This is a genomic window from Flammeovirga sp. OC4 (genome assembly GCF_000812565.1).
Lineage (GTDB): Bacteria > Bacteroidota > Bacteroidia > Cytophagales > Flammeovirgaceae > Flammeovirga.
Map to the genome: position 1 here is coordinate 14,143 of NZ_JTAM01000018.1, position 23,537 is coordinate 37,679.

Below are 23,537 nucleotides of genomic sequence, written 5' to 3' on the forward strand. Positions count from 1 at the left end.
GTGCAATAGGAACGATTATACCTCTGAAATTACACTTCTATCAAAGGTATTAATTTAATCATAAGAATGTTTCATTACAATAATTTATAAAGAATTAATTGTAATTTTTTAATTTAATATCTTCCCCTTCTCTATATTTTTTTGGAGATACACCGTAGAGATCAGTAAAACATTTTGTGAAATAAGCTGGTGTATTAAAACCTGTCTGATAAGCAATATCCGAAATACTTGTATCCGAATTTTTCAGTAACTCAGCACTATATCTTAATCTAATATCTCTCATAAAAACACTAGAAGATTTACCCGTTAAAGCTTTAATTTTACGGTGCAATTGACTTCTACTAATAAATAATTTTTGAGCAACTTCTTCTACACTCAATTCTGTATTATCCAAATTATCCTCAATTATCGATGTAAATGATTTAATTAATTTTTCATCATTATTGGAAAATTCTACAACATCCTTTTTCACTAAGAAATGTTCTCTGAATTTAGATTGTAATATTTTTCTGTTCTCAAGTAAATTATGAATTCGAATTAATAATTCTTGCTTGTTAAACGGTTTAGTGATATAAGCATCAGCCTTTGTAGTATAACCTTGGAGCAGTGTAGATTGGTCTGCTTTTGCTGTTAATAATATCACCGGAATATGAGAGGTTTGATCTGTCTGTTTCAACAATCGAGTCATTTCAATTCCGTCTACTTCTGGCATCATAACATCAGATAGAACGATATCCGGCATTATTTCTTTGGCCATTTCAAAACCCTTTTTACCATTTTCAGCAAGACTTACATCATAACTCTCTTTAAGTATTTTATGAAGGTATTTTCTTATTTCTTCATTGTCATCTATTACTAAAATAGAAGGTAAATTTTCGTCCTTACTCACTTCCAAAATTGGCTCAGAGGTTTCTGGAAGAATACTTTTGTCTACGATTGGTTGATACTCAACATCAGAAGCTGTGATTTCTAATTCTACTTCTTTTGATTCAAAATAAGAAAGGTCAACAGGAATTTCAATATCAAATCTCGTCCACTCATTTTCGACACTTTCTACTTTTATTGTACCAAAATACTTCGTAATAATACCTTGTGTCAAAGCTAGTCCAATACCATTAGTAGTAGAAAGTCCTATATTTGAATGATAGTATTGATTAAAAATGTAAGGTAGATCATCCGGAGCAATACCCTTACCATTATCATAAAACGACATATTTAAAACACCCTCCTTTATAGTTCCTTTGACAACTATTTCTCCTTGTTCTTTTGAAAACTTGATGGCGTTAAAAATAAGGTTATTTACTACTTTATTGATACTATTTTTATCAGTATAACCAACGTTTTGAGTTCCTTCAAAAATGAAATCTAATTTAACGTTCCTTTGTTCAGCATAAGAGTGGAATGATGCCACACCAACGGTCAACAATTCTTTAATATCTATTTCACTTAACTTCAAAGTATTGTTATTTTGAAGCTCTAAGTTCGTTAAGTCAAGAATCTGATTGATCAATTCTAAAAGTTGCTTCGATTGATATTCAAGAGATCTCAAGCTATCATTTCTTTCAACCTGCCCTTTTAAATCATCAACAGCTCCAATCATCAATGTCAGTGGAGTTCTAAACTCATGTGAAATATTTGCAAAGAATTTAGTCTTAAATTCATCTAGTTCTTCCAGTCGTTTCTCCCTTTCAATAGCGTTTGTTTTCTGCTCTTCTGATATTTTCAATTGTGCTTCTTTTAAGCGGATATTGATAAAGTATAACACAATCACTACCAATGCTAAAACACAAACTAAAATAACAATCCAAAACCATAACGTCCTTTCTTTTTGAGCCGATCTTAATAAATCATCTTTAAGTCTTTTCTCTTTTATTAATTTCTTGTTTCTGAAATTAGCTTCTAATTGTGTTAGCTTTCTAAATTCTGCTTTGTTATTTAGTTCATTATTAACCTTTAATAATTTTTGCTGATATTCATATACCTTTTTGTAATTCCCCGCATGAACATTTAAGTCAATTAAATGAGATATAATTTTATATTTTCTTTGAATCAGCGTTCTATCTCCTGCTAACGCATATGCTTCTAGAAAATATTTTTCTGCAGTCTTAATATCATTATCCCTATTAATAGCAATGATGCCTAATACCTCTAAAGCAGCAGCGTGAGTAGAATAACTATACTTATATTTTTTTATTAGCCCTAAAGCCTCGCTTATATAATGTTCAGCGGAATCGAATTGATTCATATTCATATAACCGATACCAATCAAAGTAGAAGCTGGGGCTAACTTTTCCTCTTGATTGTTCTTTAAGAAAATACTTCTAGACTTTTTTGCTGAAAGAATTGCTTTATTAAAATTCTTCTGAATAGCAACAGAGTCATCTAAAGTTTCATTTAAAGAAGAATAAGTTCCTGAAAGATTGATATAAACAGTAGCAATAAAATGATCATTTTTCAGTTTTTCCCCAATTTGAAGAGCTTCCTCTAATGAAGCTATCGCTTTTAAATAATTTTCCTTCTTTATTGTTTTATCAACATCAATACTATTATTTTTCCAAATGAGTGCCTCATTACTCAATACTTTATACAACCCTTGAAGGTTATTATTTTCCTCATAAATAATTTTGGCTCTTTGAAAATATTGGATTGCTTGATCAAAATCTCCTTTATTTTTTAAATACAATCCCATATGATTACACCCCTCTGCTATTTCAGTTGAGTCTTGTAATAATTCCAGGTATTCAAAACCTTCTAATAAATTGATAAATGCTAAAGAATCATTGGCCATAAAAGATTCAACCGTTCCCAGACATAAGCAACTTTTACCTTTTCCTCTCAGATAATCAGCCTCGAAACTCATTGTTTTAGCTTGGGTTAAGTAAGTTTTGGCACTATCCAATTGCCCTCCTATCATATAGGATCTTCCTTTTATTTCAATTAAGTCAATTTTTCGTTCAGTAATTGACCCATATTCATCCAGCCTAAGTAAGGAATCAATAGTATTTACAGTCTCTGAAGTACTTTTATATTTCATTTTCTCCAGATACTGTTTAATATGCTCGTATTTTTCTTCTCCCTCTTTACTACCTGTGGGTATTTGGCTGAGCAATGGGACCGAAGTAAAGAGTAAAAAAGTTAGTAGCAGTATATTTTTGTTCACTATTTAATGTGTTTAAAAAAATGTTCTTTTTTATTTAAAGCTTAAAACCAAGAACTAATATATCATCTGTTTGTGTTTCGTTTTGTTGCTTCCTCCACGATTCAAAACGGTTTAACAATATCTTTTCTTGTTCTTGTGCAGGATATTGATGTATTTCCTCTATCAACTGTCTAAACCTTTTCACTAAAAACTTTTTATTATTAGGTCCGCCCAGTTGATCTTGATAACCATCAGAATAGAAATAAATAAAAGTCTCTTCTTTACTAAAATCAACATCATAGTTGTTAAAAGAAGAGCTATTCAAATCCATTCCACCAATACTTCTTCGATCTCCTTTCATAACAAATTGCCTACCATTTTGATAATAAAGCCAAGAATTTTTTGCACTACTTACCACTGCTTTCTTTTGGGTGTAGTTAATTAATGCAATTGATATATCCATACCATCTTGAACTCCATAACTCTCATGTTGTTTTAGTGTTTTCTGTAATTGTAGGTGAAGATTTTCTAAAATATCTTTTGGAGAAGTGATATGTTTCACTTTTATGATCTCATTTAAAAGTCCTGTTCCAATAAGTGACATGAATGCACCAGGTACACCATGACCGGTACAGTCACTACAAGCAATTATTGCCATTTCGTCTTCTACACCTTCAAGCATCCCTGAAGAATAATAGAAATCTCCTGATACTAAATCTCTTGGCTTATAAAATAACACTAACTCTTTAAACAACTTTTCAATATTCGAACGTATGGGGAGTGATGCGTTTTGGATTCTTGTTGCATAGTTTACCCCTGCCGAAATTCTTCTGTTCTTGGAGTCAATTAATTCTACGTATTCTTGCAAATGATCTCTTTGTGCTGCAATTTCTTCTGCTTGAATTTCAATTTTAAAGTTCTTATCGGAGATTTTTTGATAAGCTACTTTCAAGTCTTTGTAAAATCTATAGAGAAAGTAAATAAATATACCACTGACTACGAAGATGATGACTAACACATAAATAAACTTCTCCTGATCGTTCATCACTCGCTCATTATATTCCTTCTCTAATTTGAGAGAATAGATTTCTGAGATGTGTTTATCAGATTCATAAGATGATTTTATTTTCTCTACTCTTGTTTCAATTTCAATATTGTCAATTTTAGATTTTACTTCATTAAACTCCGTAACATAATGATAAGCTGCTTTCCAGTTGTTATCCTCATGCTCAATATTGGCCAACAATTCACATACGTCTTTAATGAAAAACATTGCTTCCAATGATTTTGCAAGCTCATAAACTTCTAATGCCTGCTTTCTAGCCAATTCAAGGTTTGAGGACATGAAGTAATATTCCGCAGACATCAATTTATATTCGCATAAAGCATACTGATCATCAAAAACCTCAAAGTGCAATAATGCTTCATTGATGTAAGCCGTTGCCTCTTCCATTTCACCAAGGTTGGCATATATCTGTGCTTTTATGGCTAAAACGTAGGCTTCCTCTTCTTTGAAATTATATTTAATGGCACTTACATACGCCTCATCTTCATATTTTAAACCTAACTGATTATGTCCCCACTTCATGTATACTTCACCAATATTGAGTAGCATACTCACTTCATGTCTTCTTTGTTCGAGTGTAATCTCATCCGCTTCATACATTCCACTCCGAATAGATTCTAACCCTTTCAAATAATATTCAAGTGCCTTTTTGTAATCTCGTTTTCTGAAATAATACACACCAATATTGTTGCAAATTGTAGATACATCAGGCCAGTCCTTGATTTCTTCTGAAATGTGTAATGCTTTGATGGTATTCTCAAAACCTTTTGTAATCTCTCCTTTCTTTAAAAAATAGCTTCCGCTTAACTGATAAGAAAAACTTTCAGCCTCTTTATCACCAATATCTAAAGCCAACTGTTTTAACCTTTCTGTATAGTAAAGTGTTGAGTCTGAGAGTAAATTCAGATGTTTTAAGGAAGTATCTTTCAAAAAGGCAATATCAGCCTTAGGGGTATTCTCAGCGAAAGAAATACCAGATAAACATAACAATAGTATTATGAAAAGGGTAAGTTCAGAACCAAACTTTTTTATATAGACAATATTATTTCGCAAGCCTTTTGTATGATATGAATAGAGTCTTGTTATATAAAATTATAAAAATACTTAGCTAAATCCAAGTTTTTTTATGGATGTAGTGTCAAAGCAACGTGTACAATTGGTCATCTTGATAATTTCACAATGTTATATGCATGGAATATCAAATAATTATTTAATAAAAAATCGTGAGGATAATGCATAAATAATACAATATCCTCACGATAATTATCTCCTCTTTCGTACTACAAAAAGTGTATTATAAATTTGAGGTGTCGTAATTTTTAAATTTTACTTTATAAAACAAACTATAAAAAACAGGGACTAAAACTAATGTCAAAACGGTTGCGAATAATAATCCAAATAACAGACTAATCGCCAATGGTTCAAACATAATTCCACCTCCTAACCACAATGGTACTAATCCACAAACAGTTGTAGCTGTAGTCAATAAAATAGGCCTAAATCTTTCGGTAGCTGCAGCTACAATTGCATCCGCTGATGTTCTATTATTTTCTGTTAATTCTATTTCTATTCTGTCAATCAATACAATTCCATTATTAATGACTATACCTGCTAAAGATACTAACCCTAAAAAGCCAAAGAATCCCATGTAAGAATTTGTGATAAATAGACCGTAGTAGACGCCAATGGCACCCATTGGAATGGTCAGTAAAATAATGAGAGCTTTCTTTATGGAATTAAATTGTCCGACCAATAATAAAACAATAATACAAAACGATAAAGGAAGAAAGGCTACCACAGAACCTATACCCGATTTTGATTTTTCGATATCACCACCAAAATCATAGAAATAACCTGTATCCCATTCTTTTTGATTTTCTTCCAACCAAGGGGTCACTTGACTCATCACTGCATTTGAAGTGGTATTTTTATCGATATTTGCGGTCACCGTTATGGTCTTGAAAAGGTCGTATCTCTTAATTTTGGTAAACTGCCAATTAGTAATGATGTCAGCCACTTGTTTTAATGGTACATTATTTCCATTCATTTGAGAATAAATATTGATCGATTCCAACTGTCGTAAAGAATACTCCCCATCGTGACTGTCTTTCATCATAATTGGAATAGATTCGTCTCCCTCTCGATAACGATCCAACTCAACACCTGAAATGCTTGTCAACATTGACATAGCAATATCTTGATTGGTCACCCCTGCCAATTCCGCACGATCAGGGTCAATTTTGATAATAAACTTTTTGGTTTTCAATCCCCAATCATCATTGATATCTTTTGTTCCAGGAGTTTCCGCAAGCTTCGCTTTAACTTTATTGACCAACTCATACAAAACAAGTGGATCTCGGCCTGAAATACGAACTTCTATTGGGTTATCGGCACCACCTGCACTACCTAATCTTTTAATCCTAGGTTGTAGATCCGGGAAATTATTAAAACAATACCAATCCAAACTGTCTATAACCACCTGATTAAACTCGTTAGAAGTGGTGTTTACTAAAATATGTGCCGTATAAGATGATTTTTCTGGCGCTTTATAACCCAAATCATATTTCGGTGCACCTTCTCCCACATAAGAGGTATAATCTAATATTCCCTCTTCATTATTTTGAGCTTGTTCAGCACTTAATAAAAACCTCTTCAAATATTCATCAACCTCTTGTACTACCTCTTTTGTCACGGAAATATCAGAAGTCATTGGTAACTCCAAGTTCACTGTAACCAACGCCCTATCAGAATCTGGCATAAAAATAAAAGGCACATGAGGTGCTATTTTTATCATGGATAAAAAACAAAGAGCTATTATTCCAATAAACAAAAGAGGACGTTTCAAATTCCATACTAAGAACGGTTGATAATAACCCATCAATTTATCAAAATAACTCGTATCGGTATCTTTTGTCTCGTCTTTAGGTTTTACTTTTATCAAGTAGATGGATAACAATGGAATCAGGGTAATTGACATCATCCAAGAACTTAATAATGCAATCGTGATCACCACAAATATTGGCCCTACTACCTCACCCATTGTTGATTTTGCTAGGTAAAAAGCCAAAAATGCTGCTGATGTAGTCAATGTAGAGATCAATAAAGGGACCATTAGTTCTTTAGCAGAAGCGATTGCTGCGTCATATACCTTTGCTCCTCTTTCCATCTTCACCATGATTGACTCCGACATCACTATGGCGTTATCCACCAACATTCCTAAAGCCATAATTAAAGCAGCCAATGAGATCTGATTCAACCCTACATCCACTAACCCCATAATCACAAATGTAATGACGATTGTTGAAGGAATTAATGCAGACACCACAAGGCCAGTTCTTAGTCCTAAGAATAAAAGCATAACAGCCAATACTGTTGCGACAGATTGCAGTAAATTACTGACAAAACTATCTACAGAAGACTCTACATATAAATCCGCTGACGCTGTTCTTGTAAACTCAATTCCCCAAGGATATTGTTCCTGATAATACTTGATTTTCTCATCAATTTCTTGTCCTAATTGCACAATATTACCACCATCTTTGAGCTTAACTCCCAACGAAATAGCAGGTTGCCCTGAAACCGTTACAATACTTTCTGTAGGATCTTTATAACCTCTTCTAATTTTGGCAATATCACCCAGATGCACTGATTGTCCGTTTTGTAAAGGTATTACAACTTTTTCTATCTGACTTACTGCATCAAAACTACCAGTAGGCTCTAATATTATTCTTTCGGTTCCAAATTTCACATCACCTCCAGGAAAGATAATATTTGTATTGGCAATTGCATTTTTCACCATATTAGTTGTCAACCCGTATTTTGAGATGGCAGCATTGTCAAACTCCACAAAAACGTTTTCAACTTGTTCTCCTACTATTTCAACACGAGCTGCATTAGGAAGCTTGATCAAACCATCTTTAACGTCTTTGGCAATATCATGGAGTTCTTTATATGAATAACCATCTCCAGTGATCGAATAGATTACACCGAAAACATCTACAATATCCTCATCTTTAATTTGTACTTCACAACCGTCTGGTAGATCGGGTTTTACCTCATCCACTCTCCTTCTAATCTTATCATAGATAGGTTGCATTTCTGAATACATTTCTTTGATTTCTAATGTAATAATAGAAACATTATTTCTTGATTCAGATTTAATGGCTTTTAGTTCTGATACTTGCTGTAATTGCTTCTCAATCTTATCCGTCACTAACATTTCTACTCTCTCGGGTGATCCCCCCGGATAGGTAGTAATAATAGACACAAACCTTACAGTAAAAGGTGGCATACTATCTCGTGGCATGGTCTCATAAGTTTGAAAACCAATAAAGCCCAATAAAACCACAAGTGTGAAAGTAAGAACGTTGTATTTAATTGAAAATTCAGTAATGTTCATAGGGCTTTTTAAATCTTCTGTTGGTATTTTTTGAGGTACTTTACTTTTAAACCGTCACTTATTTTTGTGACACCACTTGTCACCACCATTTCTCCTTCTTTCAATCCTTTTTTCACAATAAAACCCTTTCCACTCAATTCACCGATTTCAATCGTTTTATAATGTACTATTCCTGTTTTATCATCCAACCTTTCTACTGTATACACAAAACGTTGCCCGTCAACTGCTTCTCCAACAGCATCGATAGGTACAATCATATAAGGTTCTGATGATTTTTGTTGTACCTGAAATGTAACATTTGCTGACATACCTGGTCGTACACTCTGTGATTTAGAATCCAACAACACTGTCACTGGAAATGTTGATGAGACATCCGATACATAGGAAAGCTTCGTAATTTTACCTTTAAAATTTTTACCGCTCACAGACGTAAAAGAGACATCTACTTTATCACCAACCTTTATTTTGGAAATATATTTTTCAGGAATACCCACTTTAATTTCAAGGTCATTGCCTGATGCAAATTTTACTACTGGGTTTCCTGCCATTATATTCTCATTTCTTGATGCGATTTTCTCTGCGATAATACCATCCATAGGAACATATAGCTTATAGTAACTTAGTTCTCTTCTTTTTAAATCCTCCGTTTGTTGACTATTCTTGTAAGCTGCTTTCGCGGAAGAAAAGGAGTTTTTAGCTTGTTCGTACTCGGAGAGTGAAACGTTGTTTGCTTCATACAACTTTTTAGTCCTATCCAGGTTGGCTTTCATGGTTTCCAACTGTACCTTAGCACTTTTCGTTTGAGCTACAGTTTGTTGAAAAGCTATCTTAGCATCTGAATCATCGATCGTTGCAATAAGCTGTCCTTTTTTCACTACATCACCTTCCACTACTTTTATACTTGTCAAAACACCACTCACTCTGAAACTAAGTTGGGATTCAGTACCTGCTTTAGATACACCTGCAAAAGTTTGGAAAGCTTCTCCTCCTGAATAATATACTTGTGCATATCGAACTGGCCTAACAACTTCTTCTTGTTTTTCTTCTTTCTTAGCACAACTTCCTAAAAATTGAACGAAACAAAAGAAAGTCAATAACTTTAATAATGTATTTTTCATTTGGATATTATCTCTCTGTATTTTTTAATAATTCACTGATTTCATTTGCAGTTTGCTGTCTTTCCTCATCCGTTTGTAAGAGGCTAAAAGTCCCTACAGCCCTTTGTATCTTCATAGAAGACTGAAGAAACTGATAAACTGCATTGGCTGCATTTTGTTCTGATTCAAAAGCATTGTTTTGAGCATCAATTAATTCAATGATTGACACTCTCCCTTTAGAATAATTATCCCTTACAATTTCGAAGTTTTTTTGAGCGGCCTCCATTGCTTCTCTTGAGTTGGTAATATTGGTACTTGTGCTTGCCAACTCATACAATGCTGCTCTTACCTCTTTTTCAACATCAAGATGTACTTGCCTTTGTTCTGCCTCTAGCTGTAGTTTATCGTATTTCGTTTTCTGATAATTTCTACTCTTTTGGAAACCTGAAAACAAAGGAATAGAAGCTACTACTGAAATGTTCCAATTTTGATCTAATGGGTCCAAACCTACTGATCCTCCTGGTAAAACGATGGATGACGTACCACTTCCCCCTCTGGCCAAAAACCTATTGTATGACCCTTGTAAGGCTACTTCGGGAATAAATCTGTTACGACTATCTGAAGACTGTTGACGTTGAATGGCCAGCATTTGTGCTGCATATTGTTGTACTACAGGCCGTTGAATAACAGCTTTATCTACAACATAATCTGATATAATAAGTAACGAAATGGGGTCTTTTACTAAGTTTGCCATTCCTTCAGAGGCTAACCCTGCATAAATTCCATCCGTCAGTTCTACATCTTTAACATAAATCGGAGCACTCATTTCTCTATTCAATAGATTATTAAGCACTAGCATTTGCTGCCTTTCTTGTAAATTAGCATCTATTACCTGCTGTTCGGTCTGAGCTAAATTAGATTGCCAACGATAAACATCTGAATTACCCGAATAACCTACGTTTTCCCTCAATTGAGCAATTTCTAAATTTCGCTTCGTTGATTCTAAGTATCGCTCAGTGATTTGAATTTGAGTTTTTGCGTAAAGCAAATTAAAATAAGCAATTGCGGACTGATATACTACATCCAACATCACCTGTTCGTTCCCTGCTTCCCTTGCCTGTTGTAGGTATTTTTGGACCCTGGCATTCACAAAAACCTTCTCTGAATACAACACCTGCTGAAAATCTAAAGAGCCAAGCAACTGTCTTTCGGCTTGTGTTCCAAACGCCCTATCTGCAGTCTGCGGGTCTATCATTGTTCCTGCCATAGAAGCTGTTAGAGAAGGCATTAAAGCTGAGTTGGCCACTTTTCGAAGTTCATCACCGCTCAAAGTACCATATTGAGATGCCTTATAATTCATATTTTCGGCTATGGACTCATCTATAACATTTTCAAGGCTTAGTTTTTCACTTTCATCGGGTACCGCATCAATCCATTCTGCATTAAAAATGACATTCCATTTAGGGAGATAGGATAATTTACCTGCAACTTCAGCATTCAATACAATTTTCTCATCATAATCTACCCTTACAGGTAAATCTTTCGCATTCTCATTTTCATAAAATATTGATTCAATATTCAATGCAATTCTTCTCGCAATAATATCAAACTTATCTTCCGTTTTGAGACCTACCAAAGCTCCATTTTTCACTCCCTGTTCTCCTTCTGCCGAAAAAACATACAACCCTCTATCTGCAAGAGCAGAAAATAATTGCTGCTTTTTTTCATCCGAAAGCTTAAACATAAAGGAAGCATATACAGCATCATAAGTGGTATCTATCTGTGTTAATAGATCATCAATATCATCTTTCACACCAAAAGCAGTATATTCTACTCCTATCTTTTTCACTATTCGGTCTAACGGTTTTGCTGGAGAATAAAGGTGATGGATATAGTCATCAAATAGTATCGCTATTTTTTCATACTTAATTGCATCATGAAAAGTCATTAAATCCGTCTTTAAGGATGAACGGGTAAAAATAAAGTTGAGGTTATCAATACCTGTAGTTCCATTTTCATTCAAAGGAACTCCCTGACCTTTGGGATCAATGACTCCCCATAAAATAGTAGGTTTTGATAGTGCATCTTTTTGAATTGCAATTGTGGAGCCTAAAACACCCAAACAGATTACAATATCTACCTCATTTTCATTCTGTAAAAACTCAAATTGTTCATGAGCAATTTTATCATCCCAATCACTTGACAATTGATATTGATCAGGAAAAGTTACATTGTAAGAAGATCCCATAACTGCAGGAACTTCTTTTTCTAAAATATCAATAAACTTTGATTCCTTATATACCTGAGCATCATACAAAATACCTACTTTGAGGTTTTCGGTTTTGTCTTGACTAAATGCTTGTGGAGTATAAAAAGAAGAAATAGATAGTAATAAGAATATTGATAAGGTTAAGTTCTTTGTAGTATTAAACATATTTTGTAGTATACAATTTACTTTGTTATAAGCTACAAAAATGAGCACTAAGAATGAAGGGAAAAAATTATCTGACTTCCTAGAATGTCAAAAAATCTTAGATTAAAATAATTTTCTGTTACAATGTTACATTATTAACATAAAAAAAGAACAGAGTACTTTCACAATAAGCACCCTGTCCTCTGAATGGTAAAGAATCAGTAATTTCTAATATACTTAGTTAACTGAAAGTAGTAAAACAGAATGTTCTCATTTTAATACCTGTTTGTCAACAAAGGTATTGGGTTCAAAACAAACTTCTACTACCCAAAAGGGTAGTTTATAAGTCAAATGGTAAATAATAATCGTCCTACATAAAATGTTATTTCATGATGATTGAAAATAATTATTGGATTTTACTTCTATTAGTGGACGTTCATATTAAATTTGTAAGTACTCTATCAAAAATCGTTATCCTTTTTGTCTTGCTTTCTTTTTGTGAGTAAAATATAAATATTAATGCAACACCTATTTGTAGTGTGATTCAAAGTTTATTAAATACAGTTATCACATATCAGTAGGAAGCTTTAAAAGGATTGTTGATAGAATACATATGACTTTTAGATTATAAATACAATAACTGAATGAGACTTACATTTTGGGGAGCAGCCGAAAAGGTAACAGGTAGTATGACGTTACTGACTTTGGATGATGGATATCAAATATTAATTGATTGCGGGATAGATATGTCAAATATGGCTGAAACGGACCCATTATACCCTACTTCAGCTTTACCTTTTGATGCTTCATTAGTCAATGTAGTTTTATTATCGCACGCCCATTTAGACCACTCGGGAAAACTTCCCAATTTATATAAAGAAGGATTTGAAGGACAAATTCTTTGTACCTCTGCCACTGCATCGCTTACTCAAATCCTATTGGAAGATTCTGCTCGTATCAACCAACGTAAGTTAAAGGCATACAGCAAAAGGAAATCCAGAGGTTTAAGTTTAGATCATTTCAACTTTATTCCCGAAAACCTCTACACTACATCCGAAGTGAGTGACACCATGAAGGAAGTGGTGCCCATTCAGTTCAAAAGGAGGTTTAATATAAAGCCAGGAGTTTGGGTTACATTCCTTCCCGCAGGTCACCTTTTAGGTGCGGCGCATATTTTAGTGGAAGTAGAAGAAGGAGGAGTGGAAAAATCATTTCTCTTCTCTGGTGATATCGGAAGGAAAAACTACCCTCTTTTACAAGATCCCATCGAATTGCCTCAAGCCGATTATGTAATTTGTGAAACTACCTATGGCAATAGAGAACATAGCAAAATCGATGATTCTACAAAGGAATTACAAGAGGTCATCAAAAGGGCTTGTATTGATATTCCGGGACGTTTGATTATTCCAGCTTTCAGTATTGGAAGAACGCAAGCAGTACTTTTTGAATTACATAAACTCTTTGAAGAGGGGAAGTTACCAAGAATAAAGGTTTTTGCAGATTCTCCTTTAGCCATGCAGAGTAATAGGATCTACGAAGATTTCCTATATTTACTTAATCAAGAGGCCAAAGACTTCAAAGAAGATTACGACTCTTTATTCAATTTTGAAAATATTGAATACGCTCAGAAGCAAAATGATAGCAAGGCCATTTCTAATTATAATGAGCCCTATATCATTATTTCATCTTCTGGAATGTTAGAGGGAGGACGCATCCAACATCATATACAAGCAAATATGGAAAATCCTTATGCCACTGTGCTTATGGTAGGTTTTTCTGCCGAAGGTACTCTTGGAGCAAGACTTCGGGATAATGAAGGCTATTTAAGGATTGGAAATGAAGACTTGAAAGTCAATTGTAAAATTGAACAAACGGATTCTTTCAGTGGTCATGGAGATGTCAATGATCTACAAAACTTCATTCAACAGCAAGACAAAAATAAGGTCACACAAATCTTTTTAAATCATGGTGAGGAAGAATCCATGGTAGCATTTAAAGAAAGAATCGAAAATTTAGGATATAAAAACGTTGTGATCCCACAAAAGGGACATGAATTTATAGTATAATGATGAGGGTAACTTTAATAGGTTCGGGGAGAGTAGCTACTCACTTAGGTACGGTACTGGAAGATAAGGGTGTAGTGATTGAAGAAGTGTACAGCAGAAATAAAAAGAACGCCAAAAAACTAGCGAAGAAGTTTTATGATGCACGACCTACTGATCAATTAGATTTTTCAGATAGTATTGCTGAGATCTTTATCATAGCCGTTGCAGATAATGCCATTCAAGAAGTGGCTGATACTATCAAATTGCCAAATCATAAAGCAATTTTGGTACATACTTCAGGTGCTACACCTTTAGAAGTACTTTCAGGTAGCACTTTGTACACGGGTGTATTCTATCCTCTACAGACATTTTCTTTTGACAAAAAGATTAAATTTAGTGAAGTTCCTATCTGTATCGATGCTACTGCTAAAACTGCATTAGATCAGTTAGCACAATTGGCAGAAGTCATCACTCCAAAGGTGTTTCATTTGAATAGTGAAGAAAGAAAAAGGCTTCATATCGCAGCTGTTTTTGCTTGTAATTTCACAAATTATCTTCTTGAAGTTTCATCTCAAGTCATTGAGACTTCAGGTTTATCTTTTCAGGAACTTCAACCTCTTGTTCAAGAAACGATAGATAAAGCCTTCTCACTTCCTTCTCCTATTGATGGACAAACAGGACCCGCTGTACGTCATGATCACAAGACAATCAAAAGACACTTAGATGTTTTGTCATTGGAGTCTGATGAATACAAATACTTATATGAACATTTTACAGACATTCTTCAAAATGAGAAAGGACAGTATGTCAATGCTGAGATGATCAAAAAACTCCATGAATTGGAAGAACAAAAAGATCTACAAGCACAATTGAATGATATGGGCGACACGCTTTCTCAAGAAGATGAAGATTATCTTGATTTAGAAGAATAAAAAATAGGGTAATCATTGGAAAAAAACGCTTTTAAAAGAAAAATGATTATCCAAACCTTATCAAAAAGAGGGCATCAACATGAAAACAATGAAGATGCTCTTTTCTATCGTGTTCTTCAGAATAGATTTGTAATTAGTGCCGTGATGGACGGTTGTTCCTCTGCCATTGAAAGTCAGTTTGCTTCTTTGCTCTTTAAAAAGGTATTGAGTAATTCATGTCTGCGTTTATTATCACACCATAGCAGCTTAGATGATTTAAACCTTTCTATGATTGGAAAAGAAATCCTACATTCTTTTTTCACCCAAATACAATTGACTCAACGATTACTTTCATTAAGCTACGATGAATTGGCGAGTACTTTACTCTTAAATGTAACGGATACAAATACCAAATACACGGTAACTTATTGTGCTGGAGATGGTTTGATAGGCGTTGATGGTCATTGGAAAAAAATAGACCAAAATAATGTTCCTGACTTTTTATGCTACCATTTACAGCATAGTTTCCAAAACTGGTTCAATCATCATATTGTCCATTTCACCCATCACTTTAAAGAATCTGTTGTCATCAGTACAGATGGTATTTATAGTTTCAAGGGCAAGATTAATTTGGACACCATTCATTATGAGTATATCTCAGAACTTTGTTCATCCAAGGAGCATTATGACGATATTAGTATGGTCTTTATTCAACTTTGAAAATTATTTAGAAATAGGATCATTTAACTCCTCTATCGCTCCACCTGCAATAGCCCATAGATATAAGCTGGCCACAGAACCGTAAGGAGAAAAGCGTTTCTTATATTTCAAAAATCTTTCTTTTGAAACCTCTCTATGACGATATAACATTCTTATGCCTCTAATAATTGCTAAATCACCATACGATAAAATGTCTTTTCTTTGCATTGAAAAGATCATGAGCATCTCTGCTGTCCATTCACCTATTCCTTTTAAGGAAGAAAGTGCTTCAATTACTGATTCATCTGACTGTTGCTGTAAACACTCAATATCAAATTCATTGGTAATTACCTTTGATGTAAAATTTTTGATGTAAGATACTTTTCGGAAAGAAATCCCAATACTTTGTAAAGATTCATCAGACAGTTTCTCAATGTTCTCTGCTGTCACATCTCCTATTTTATCTTTTAGCCTTTCCCAAATGGTTTCTTGTGCCCTTGTGGAGATTTGTTGACCAATAATAATTTTAATGATGGAAGAAAATAGATCTGGATTAACGCTCCGATGAATCATACCTATTCTCTCAATGGCTGCTTTTAGTTTTTTATCTTTTTTCTTAAGAAACTCTATTTCTATTTCACTGTATTGGAAGTATTCTGACATTTTACCTTTAGTTATTAGAATAATATGAATGTTGTAAAATAAGTTTTTCGTTAATTCATTTAATTTCTATTATAATAAATTGATAGCATATTATGGTTCGCGAGGACGTTGCAATGCAACGACCCTACAGAACTGCATTTTAGAAGATAATTATTAAACCCTATTTTTTTGATCTGTAATCAGGCAGTCATTTAGTAGTATCTAAATCGGCCTTGAAGGGAAAAGCGTTAAGAATTTCATGTATAGAGCCGTTAAAAATGATTTTCTTGTTTGAGCTTTAGCGAGTTTAAAATCATTTAGGCGAAAGAAATGAAATTTAGCTTTTGACTTCTAAGCCTTGAATTTTTTGCTTCGTTTTTGTGTTAAGACAAAAATGAAGAAGAAGGAAGCTTGGAAGTAGACCCTATAAAGTTTAGAAGAAATATGAATTATAATTTAACGAAAACTTAGTTTAAAACGTAACGAGCAGCTGAACCTTTAAAATTGGAAAACTGCTAAAATTCAAATATAAGCAGTTGCAACTTCAAATGATAGAGATTAGAATTAGGGCAATAAAAAAACAGTGATGGATCATTAACCCATCACTGTCACAACTAAATTGATATGATTATCATAATTGTTATATCTAACAACTACTATTTTTTTATACTCACTATTTTTAACGGCGTTACAAATAGATCGATTTACCCTAAAAGGTCTTTTATTATACCAATTTGTCCAAGTTGTGTTTTTTATAAATCTTCATCATCCGAAAAGTTCATCATACCTGTCAGTAAATCGGAGAAACTCATACTTGAGGTAAGATTATGTTTACTTAACTGACTAAATTCGGCTAAACCATGCAGTACAAATTCCATTCTGTAGTAAATTTCATCTACAGGCTCATTCGGATATTTTTTCTCTACAATTGCTCTAAGGTTCGGAACTGAATCCAATACCTTTCTAAATTTCTCATTACTCGAAGCATGAATCAAATCCACTTTATAACCTTCTCCAAACCACTCTACGATAGGCTGGTATAAATTATCTCCAAGCTTTTTGGCCTGTTCGGGAGATGGGAAGTAATTAGTAAATTGTTTTCTGATTGCTTTACTGATAAGACTTTGTGCAACCTCACCCGCTCCCTCTTGCTCTCCTTCGTATACCAATTCAATCTTTCCAGTAATGGCAGGTATAGTCCCTATAAGGTCCGCTACCCTTACATAAGTTGCACTTTCATTATTGATTAAAAGTCTACGCTCTGCTGAAGAGTACAAGTTTTCAAGTGCAGAAATTGTTAAACGGGCTGAAACTCCACTTTTTTCATCCACAAACTCATTGGCTCTCGCTTCAAAAGCAATTTGTTCTATTAAATTACGAGTGATATCGTTGATTTTGATTGCATCCTTTTGTGAAGGTTTAATATTAGCCTCTTGCTCGGTGATCTTCTTCGCAATCTGTAAGTCTTTAGGATAATGTGTTATAATTTGTGTCTCGATCCTATCTTTTAAAGGTGTGACAATGCTACCACGATTTGTATAATCTTCCGGGTTGGCTGTAAATACAAATTGGATATCCAACGGTAATCTTAGTTTGAAACCTCTTATTTGAATATCCCCTTCTTGTAATATATTGAAAAGAGAAACCTGAATTCTTGGTTGTAAATCAGGCAATTCATTGATCACAAATAAACCTCTGTGCGATCGAGGAATTAACCCATAATGAATAACTCTTTCATCGGAGTAACTTAATTTATTTGCCGCAGCTTTAATAGGGTCAATGTCACCAATCAAGTCAGCAACACTTACATCTGGCGTTGCTAATTTTTCAGTGTAACGGTCATCTCTCGACCACCATTCAATTTCTGTCTCATCTCCTTTTGTATTGATGAGTTCTTTTGCTTTAAATGATAAAGGCGCTAGTGGATCATCATTCAGTTCTGTTCCTTTCACTACCGGAATTAAATCATCTAAAAGATTGATGAGCAATCGAGCAATTCTAGTTTTTGCTTGACCCCTCAAACCCAATAAATTGATGTTATGCATTGACAAAATTCCTCTTTCAAGTTCCGGAATAACAGTCTCCTCATAACCCCAAATCTCTGGAAAAGGACTTTCATTTTGCTTTAATTTTTCTATTAAATTATCCCTTAATTCTTGTTTAACGGATTTGGATTGATAACCTGAAGCTTTTAATTCACCAAGCGTTTGAATCTGTTTTTTTTCCTCTGTAGAAAGTTGAGTGTAATTTTTCATGTATTTCTTTATTTATCTTTTTTTCTTGTTTCTGCTGTAATCACTAAATATCATATCTCCCAAACCTTTTAAGCCACTATAATAGGCGTTTCCGTTATTGGCTTGAGTAAATTCCTGAACAAACTGTTGTAAATAAGGATCAGAAGCAATCATAAAAGTGGTCACTGGTATTTTCAACCTACGGGCCTGAGCCGCCAAATTGAGCGTTTTATTGACGATTTTACGATCCAATCCAAAACTATTTTTATAGTACTTCGCTCCCTCTTTTATACAAGAAGGTTTCCCATCCGTAATCATAAAAATTTGTTTGTTGGTCGTTTTCTTTCTTCTCAAAAGATCCATGGCCAACTCCAAACCTGCTACTGTATTGGTATGGTATGGCCCTACTTGTAAATAAGGAAGATCTTTGATGTTGATTTGCCAAGCATCATTCCCAAAAACGATGATATCAAGTGTATCTTTTTTATATTTTCGCTTGATCATTTCTGCCAAGGCCATCGCCACTTTCTTTGCTGGAGTTATTCTGTCCTCACCATATAAAATCATAGAGTGGGAAATATCAATCATCAAAACAGTAGAAGTCTGTGTTCTATACTCCTTCTCTACTACCTCAAGATCGTCTTCATTGATCGAAAAATCATCAATACCATGATTGACTTGAGCATTGCGGATAGAGTCTGTCATTGAGATTTGACTCAAGGCATCTCCAAATTCAAAAGCACGTTTATCAGGTGTAAATTCATCTCCTTTATTACCTGCAAATGGTGTTTTGTGATCACCAGAGCCTCCTTTTTTTAATTTACCAAAAATCTCATCTAATGCTTGTTGACGTATACTTTGTTCACTTTTTGGAGTGATTGTCACGTCTCCGGTTTGGGTTGGGTTTTCCTTTATGTAACCGTTTTTCTTGAGATCATCATAAAAGTCACCCATGCCATAACTGTCATTCGTGAGATTGTATTGTTTATCAAGATCATTCATCCATGATAATGTTTCTGAAACATCACCTGAAGTAATATTGATCAGTTCTAAAAATATTTTTAAGAGTTCTTGAAAGGTATTATTTTGTTTATTTTCTGGTGGGATATATTGTGTAAACCTATAACCACTCATAGCATATTTGTTGTTTAAAGTTGAAGATGAGTTAATCTTAGAGTAAATAATTATATGTTTTTCTATAAAAATTGACTTAAGCTAAAACAAGATAACAAAAAAGGAACAGTTAAGTGTTTTATTTTGTTTTCGAATTATTTCAATTCGTAGAAAGCTAAGTTCATTTTCTTATTATTATGGATTCACTTATGAATATTGAAAGTCTGTTTATTCTGGGTTTTCTTAATCTTTTCAATACTGAGAAGAAGGAAGCTTGACTTTAATCATTTTGACGCTAATTCATTAAAGAATAGTCTTATTCCAATTTTAATTTGAAGTTTACTTACATTTATTAGCAATTAACGTTATATTACTCATTGCAATAAGATTTACCTGGCCAATATATTTTTTAATGACAAACTTATTTATTGAATAAATTATGGAAACAGAGAAAAACTATCACGATTATGTGATTAAAGAAGGCGAATTCATTGGTGACTTTGAGACTATGTACAAAGAATGTAAAGACCCGTGGACCCAATCTACACAACCCAACAATTACTCCCGACTATCAGGTATTCTTCATATGAGAAATTTTGATATAAAGTCACTTGTTGAATGTGGCTGCGGTTTGGGCTACTATGCCGAATGGGTCTATAGAGAAACAGGTATTATCCCTAAAAGTATTGATATTTCAGAAACAGCAATAACAAGAGCCAATTCGTTATTTCCTCACTTAGATTTTCAAGTGGGTGATATTACCAAAAGTTTGGAGATGTATAAAGAATACGATTGCATCCTTCTCAGTGAGATTATATGGTATATCCTTCCAGATCTTGAAGGTTTATTCAAGACACTAAAAGAACATTTTTCTGGTAAATATTTAATGGTCAATCAAGTTTTTTATAAAGGTACCCAAAAGTATGGTACTGATTATTTTACTTCGATGGAAGAGATGATTGAATATTTTCCTTTTGATTGCGTAGCTAAAGTTGAAGCCACAAAAAAAACAGATACTACAATTGAAACCTCGGTATTATTCCAGATTTAAAGAAATAAAAATGATCAACAAAGTTTAAAAAGCTTCTCTACTTGTAAGCCATAAGCCTTGTTGGTCATAATTTCCAAAACCGTAATCAATTCTGAAATTCAACTTCATATTTTCAACTAACTGAAATCTAAATCCCATTCCTAAAGTGTATTTCACGTTTTCAAATGCATTCGTTCCATTGGAGCCATAAACATTACCCACACTGGCAAAAGTAACCAATCCAACTCTCCACCATAGATGTCTTCTGTATTCCACCTGAGCCAAATAATAGTTTTTATCAATGAAACGATTGGGTTGAGCAATACTCCTCATCTTCTTTGAACCACCTAGCGTATTAAGATAATAGAAAGGTATGTTTCCACTTTTCATATGAAATGCACCAAAGAAACCTAATATATTTTTTTCATTTTTTATTTTGAAAAAGTGACTGACTTCAGAATAGAAATGCCAAAAAACATAATCGTTACCCAACATTTTAGGATAAGCTGTAATGGAAGTTACCAATAAGCTCCCTTTTGTAGGATATACAATGTTATCTCTGGTATCGAATTTCAATATAGGCCCTAGCCCGAAATTAAAACCTCCTGCAATCCCCTCTGATGTTTCATAGAGATGAGGTACACTTTCTACGTTTTCAATGGTGTTATTTTGGATGTCATAATGAAGTCCTAAAAAGAGCGTTTCAGTCAATTCATAACTTACTTCCCCAAAAGTTGAAAAGCGTCTATTAAAATAAGAAGTGGTATCAGTAGGCGTTTCTTCGTTAATGCCGTAATAGGTATTTGGAACGTTTTGATACACTCCATTGAAATACATATTAAACTTTCCTTTACCAAACATAATCAAGCTTGCATCCAGGTTGAAAAGTCCTTTTGTCGATACTGAAAATGAAGGGATGAAAGTAGTTGGACGGTTGTATTTTTTTTGACTTTTACTAGATGTATCCTTGTCATTAAAGGTCACTACGGGCATGACTCCAATGGATATTCCCTCCTGTTCACTAAACCCACCTATGGGATAAAAAACAGAAGAAAACCTTTCATTCCTGTATGTAATCAACTCTAATAATTTGTCAACTAGATTTGGATGAGGTTCGGGTTCTTTGTTGTCTTCATCATGTTCTTGCCCATAGCTGTACGTGCAAGAAAATAAGAGAAATACTACGATGGTTAATTTCATTGAGTGTTAATGGGTGTGTTGGAAAATAATGAAATAGTATTTGAAAATGAGCTGGTTTTTGTAATTATATTCAATTTACGGGTTTTTAATGGATTAATTTTACATATGTAATAATTCAACCTAATAAACCATAAATCAGAAAAAAAAGTTTTCATTAACGTAACATTCTCATCACTTTATTGTCCCTAACCAATTTTATAATCACTTTTAGTACAGCATCTATTTTTATTTTTCACAAAAAAAACTCACTACTTAAAGGTAGTGAGGTTGTAAGAATTTTGTTTATCCAAACATTTTTTGGAAGTATTTTTTATATAGAAAGATGTCATTAGGATACTCAAGCCTTTTCGCTAAATCATACATCACATCTAACATCTCTAAAGTTCTAGTTTTATATTTTTGATCATTGAACCAAAAACTTGCCTCTGTTTGTTTTTTAAAGAATATTTCATTTAACATTCTTAGAAGTTTCTTTTCCTCTGTTACAAAGGAAAATATTGCATGTTGTTCTACATCTCTTTCATTTAAGTAATCTAAAACTGATTCTAGTAAATCAGGATGAACCTCTAATTCGTATCTATCTGTAATCATTTTTTTAAGCATTAAGACGAGTTATTGTTTTTATATCTATTTATACGCCCGATCTACTTTCTCTTTTTTACTTATATGCTCAAAGTTTTGCCCTAAAAGTCCAAATCCACTCTTCCACTCTTAATCATCAAGTTGAATAGAGGAATCATTACTTCAATAGACTCCAATTCGATTTACATTGATATTCAATCACTTCGAATATCCTACTATTAAAATTGTACTATTCCTTAAAACAATTTCCTTTTTCAAATGTTTAGTTTTGTTTGTATTTTCTTAATTGACCAAATTTTGATTCCTTTCTCCAATCATTTATATTATCTACAAATAGATAACCTTTAAAGATGATTAAATAATTATGACACAACAGGAAATCATTGATAGTCTTATTGCAGGAAACCAAAAATTCGTTTCAGAGAAAGCCGAAGGAAAACTTAGAGATAAAGCCAGAATCACAGAACTTACCAATGGCCAAAACCCAGATACTATTGTTTTAAGCTGTGCGGATAGTAGAGTTGTACCTGAAATAGCTTTTGATAAAGGTCTAGGTGAACTTTTTGTCGTTCGTGTAGCAGGTAATATTGCCAATACAGATAGTATTGCTTCCATTGAATATGCCGTAGCTCACTTAGGTTCACAAGTAATTGTCGTTTTAGGACATGAAAGTTGTGGTGCTGTAACAGCTGCAGTAAACGGTGGTGATAATGGTTACAATTTAAACCACTTATTATGTCAGATTACTCCTGCAATAGAAGCTACTGATAGCCCAGATGTCAATGAAGTAGTGAAAACCAATGCAAAATTAAATGCAAGTGAATTAGTAGAGCGTTCAAAAATTATTGCTGATGCCGTGAATAGCGGTAAGGTGAAAATCGTTTCAGCTTATTATCAATTGCACAACGGAGAAGTGAAATTCTTATAATCAAAATCTCTAATATACACTGAGGCTGTTTTGAAGAAA

The 23,537-nt window shown here is 33.6% G+C and carries 15 protein-coding genes; 5 read left to right on the forward strand and 10 right to left on the reverse strand.

Features of this window, described 5'->3' with window-relative positions; genetic code table 11:
- Nucleotides 1-94 precede the first annotated feature (94 nt).
- From PL77_RS12845 to PL77_RS12865, 5 genes are all read right to left on the reverse strand, one after another.
- Complete coding sequence (locus tag PL77_RS12845) at nt 95-3,109, reverse strand: response regulator (RefSeq protein WP_044205777.1); 3,015 nt, start codon at nt 3,107-3,109, stop codon at nt 95-97.
- A gap of 85 nt (nt 3,110-3,194) precedes the next feature.
- Complete coding sequence (locus PL77_RS12850) at nt 3,195-5,258, reverse strand: SpoIIE family protein phosphatase (protein WP_156152353.1); 2,064 nt, start codon at nt 5,256-5,258, stop codon at nt 3,195-3,197.
- Between the two features lie 241 nt (nt 5,259-5,499).
- Nucleotides 5,500-8,604 carry an efflux RND transporter permease subunit gene (locus tag PL77_RS12855; RefSeq protein WP_044205784.1) on the reverse strand — a complete coding sequence of 1,035 codons (3,105 nt, stop codon included), beginning with the start codon at nt 8,602-8,604 and terminating at the stop codon, nt 5,500-5,502.
- An 8-nt stretch (nt 8,605-8,612) separates the two neighbouring features.
- Nucleotides 8,613-9,722: an efflux RND transporter periplasmic adaptor subunit gene (locus PL77_RS12860; protein WP_044205786.1), complete on the reverse strand. Its 1,110-nt coding sequence runs from the start codon at nt 9,720-9,722 to the stop codon at nt 8,613-8,615.
- A gap of 7 nt (nt 9,723-9,729) precedes the next feature.
- Nucleotides 9,730-12,135 carry a TolC family protein gene (locus tag PL77_RS12865; RefSeq protein WP_044205788.1) on the reverse strand — a complete coding sequence of 802 codons (2,406 nt, stop codon included), beginning with the start codon at nt 12,133-12,135 and terminating at the stop codon, nt 9,730-9,732.
- A 623-nt stretch (nt 12,136-12,758) separates the two neighbouring features.
- Between PL77_RS12865 and PL77_RS12870 the strand changes: the two genes are divergently transcribed.
- From PL77_RS12870 to PL77_RS12880, 3 genes are read left to right on the forward strand one after another with little or no spacing between them, the layout of a single operon-like run.
- Entirely contained in the window at nt 12,759-14,180 is a 1,422-nt protein-coding gene (locus PL77_RS12870; RefSeq protein ID WP_044205790.1) for an MBL fold metallo-hydrolase RNA specificity domain-containing protein, read from the forward strand.
- The gene (locus tag PL77_RS12875; protein ID WP_052444373.1) at nt 14,180-15,091 is read left to right on the forward strand and encodes a Rossmann-like and DUF2520 domain-containing protein; all 912 of its coding nucleotides are present in this window, start codon (nt 14,180-14,182) and stop codon (nt 15,089-15,091) included. The genes PL77_RS12870 and PL77_RS12875 overlap by 1 nt, the downstream gene beginning before the upstream one ends.
- 42 nt (nt 15,092-15,133) lie before the next feature.
- Entirely contained in the window at nt 15,134-15,790 is a 657-nt protein-coding gene (locus tag PL77_RS12880; protein WP_044205793.1) for a protein phosphatase 2C domain-containing protein, read from the forward strand.
- A 3-nt stretch (nt 15,791-15,793) separates the two neighbouring features.
- Here PL77_RS12880 and PL77_RS12885 read toward each other — a convergent pair whose 3' ends face one another.
- The 3 genes from PL77_RS12885 to PL77_RS12895 all read right to left on the reverse strand — a co-directional run bounded on the left by PL77_RS12885 (nt 15,794) and on the right by PL77_RS12895 (nt 19,779).
- Complete coding sequence (locus tag PL77_RS12885) at nt 15,794-16,432, reverse strand: DNA-3-methyladenine glycosylase (protein ID WP_044205794.1); 639 nt, start codon at nt 16,430-16,432, stop codon at nt 15,794-15,796.
- Nucleotides 16,433-17,163: 731 nt separating this feature from the next.
- Nucleotides 17,164-18,666: a sigma 54-interacting transcriptional regulator gene (locus tag PL77_RS12890; protein ID WP_044205795.1), complete on the reverse strand. Its 1,503-nt coding sequence runs from the start codon at nt 18,664-18,666 to the stop codon at nt 17,164-17,166.
- Between the two features lie 12 nt (nt 18,667-18,678).
- On the reverse strand, nt 18,679-19,779 hold the full coding sequence (locus PL77_RS12895; RefSeq protein ID WP_044205798.1) for a VWA domain-containing protein: 1,101 nt from the start codon (nt 19,777-19,779) through the stop codon (nt 18,679-18,681).
- Nucleotides 19,780-20,197: 418 nt separating this feature from the next.
- Here PL77_RS12895 and PL77_RS12900 point away from each other — a divergent pair, with 418 nt between their 5' ends.
- A complete protein-coding gene (locus PL77_RS12900; RefSeq protein WP_044205801.1) occupies nt 20,198-20,809 on the forward strand; it encodes a trans-aconitate 2-methyltransferase in 612 nt (203 codons plus the stop codon).
- A gap of 24 nt (nt 20,810-20,833) precedes the next feature.
- Here PL77_RS12900 and PL77_RS12905 read toward each other — a convergent pair whose 3' ends face one another.
- Both PL77_RS12905 and PL77_RS12910 read right to left on the reverse strand, forming a co-directional pair.
- Nucleotides 20,834-21,988 (reverse strand): BamA/TamA family outer membrane protein, encoded by a 1,155-nt coding sequence (locus PL77_RS12905; RefSeq protein WP_044205804.1) that lies wholly within the window; start codon nt 21,986-21,988, stop codon nt 20,834-20,836.
- A 282-nt stretch (nt 21,989-22,270) separates the two neighbouring features.
- Nucleotides 22,271-22,579 (reverse strand): hypothetical protein, encoded by a 309-nt coding sequence (locus tag PL77_RS12910; RefSeq protein ID WP_156152354.1) that lies wholly within the window; start codon nt 22,577-22,579, stop codon nt 22,271-22,273.
- 355 nt (nt 22,580-22,934) lie between these two features.
- Here PL77_RS12910 and PL77_RS12915 point away from each other — a divergent pair, with 355 nt between their 5' ends.
- Nucleotides 22,935-23,498, forward strand: coding sequence for a carbonic anhydrase (locus tag PL77_RS12915; protein WP_044205810.1), 564 nt, complete (start codon nt 22,935-22,937; stop codon nt 23,496-23,498).
- The last annotated feature ends 39 nt before the right edge of the window (nt 23,499-23,537 follow it).

Bases quoted from the DNA above. Each gene is read 5' to 3' on its own strand.
- PL77_RS12855 (WP_044205784.1), bottom strand. From the start codon at position 8,604: ATGAACATTACTGAATTTTCAATTAAATACAACGTTCTTACTTTCACA.
- PL77_RS12885 (WP_044205794.1), bottom strand. From the start codon at position 16,432: ATGTCAGAATACTTCCAATACAGTGAAATAGAAATAGAGTTTCTTAAG.
- PL77_RS12915 (WP_044205810.1), top strand. From the start codon at position 22,935: ATGACACAACAGGAAATCATTGATAGTCTTATTGCAGGAAACCAAAAA.
- PL77_RS12905 (WP_044205804.1), bottom strand. From the start codon at position 21,988: ATGAAATTAACCATCGTAGTATTTCTCTTATTTTCTTGCACGTACAGC.
- PL77_RS12900 (WP_044205801.1), top strand. From the start codon at position 20,198: ATGGAAACAGAGAAAAACTATCACGATTATGTGATTAAAGAAGGCGAA.
- PL77_RS12895 (WP_044205798.1), bottom strand. From the start codon at position 19,779: ATGAGTGGTTATAGGTTTACACAATATATCCCACCAGAAAATAAACAA.
- PL77_RS12890 (WP_044205795.1), bottom strand. From the start codon at position 18,666: ATGAAAAATTACACTCAACTTTCTACAGAGGAAAAAAAACAGATTCAA.
- PL77_RS12875 (WP_052444373.1), top strand. From the start codon at position 14,180: ATGATGAGGGTAACTTTAATAGGTTCGGGGAGAGTAGCTACTCACTTA.
- PL77_RS12870 (WP_044205790.1), top strand. From the start codon at position 12,759: ATGAGACTTACATTTTGGGGAGCAGCCGAAAAGGTAACAGGTAGTATG.
- PL77_RS12865 (WP_044205788.1), bottom strand. From the start codon at position 12,135: ATGTTTAATACTACAAAGAACTTAACCTTATCAATATTCTTATTACTA.
- PL77_RS12880 (WP_044205793.1), top strand. From the start codon at position 15,134: ATGATTATCCAAACCTTATCAAAAAGAGGGCATCAACATGAAAACAAT.
- PL77_RS12860 (WP_044205786.1), bottom strand. From the start codon at position 9,722: ATGAAAAATACATTATTAAAGTTATTGACTTTCTTTTGTTTCGTTCAA.
- PL77_RS12910 (WP_156152354.1), bottom strand. From the start codon at position 22,579: ATGATTACAGATAGATACGAATTAGAGGTTCATCCTGATTTACTAGAA.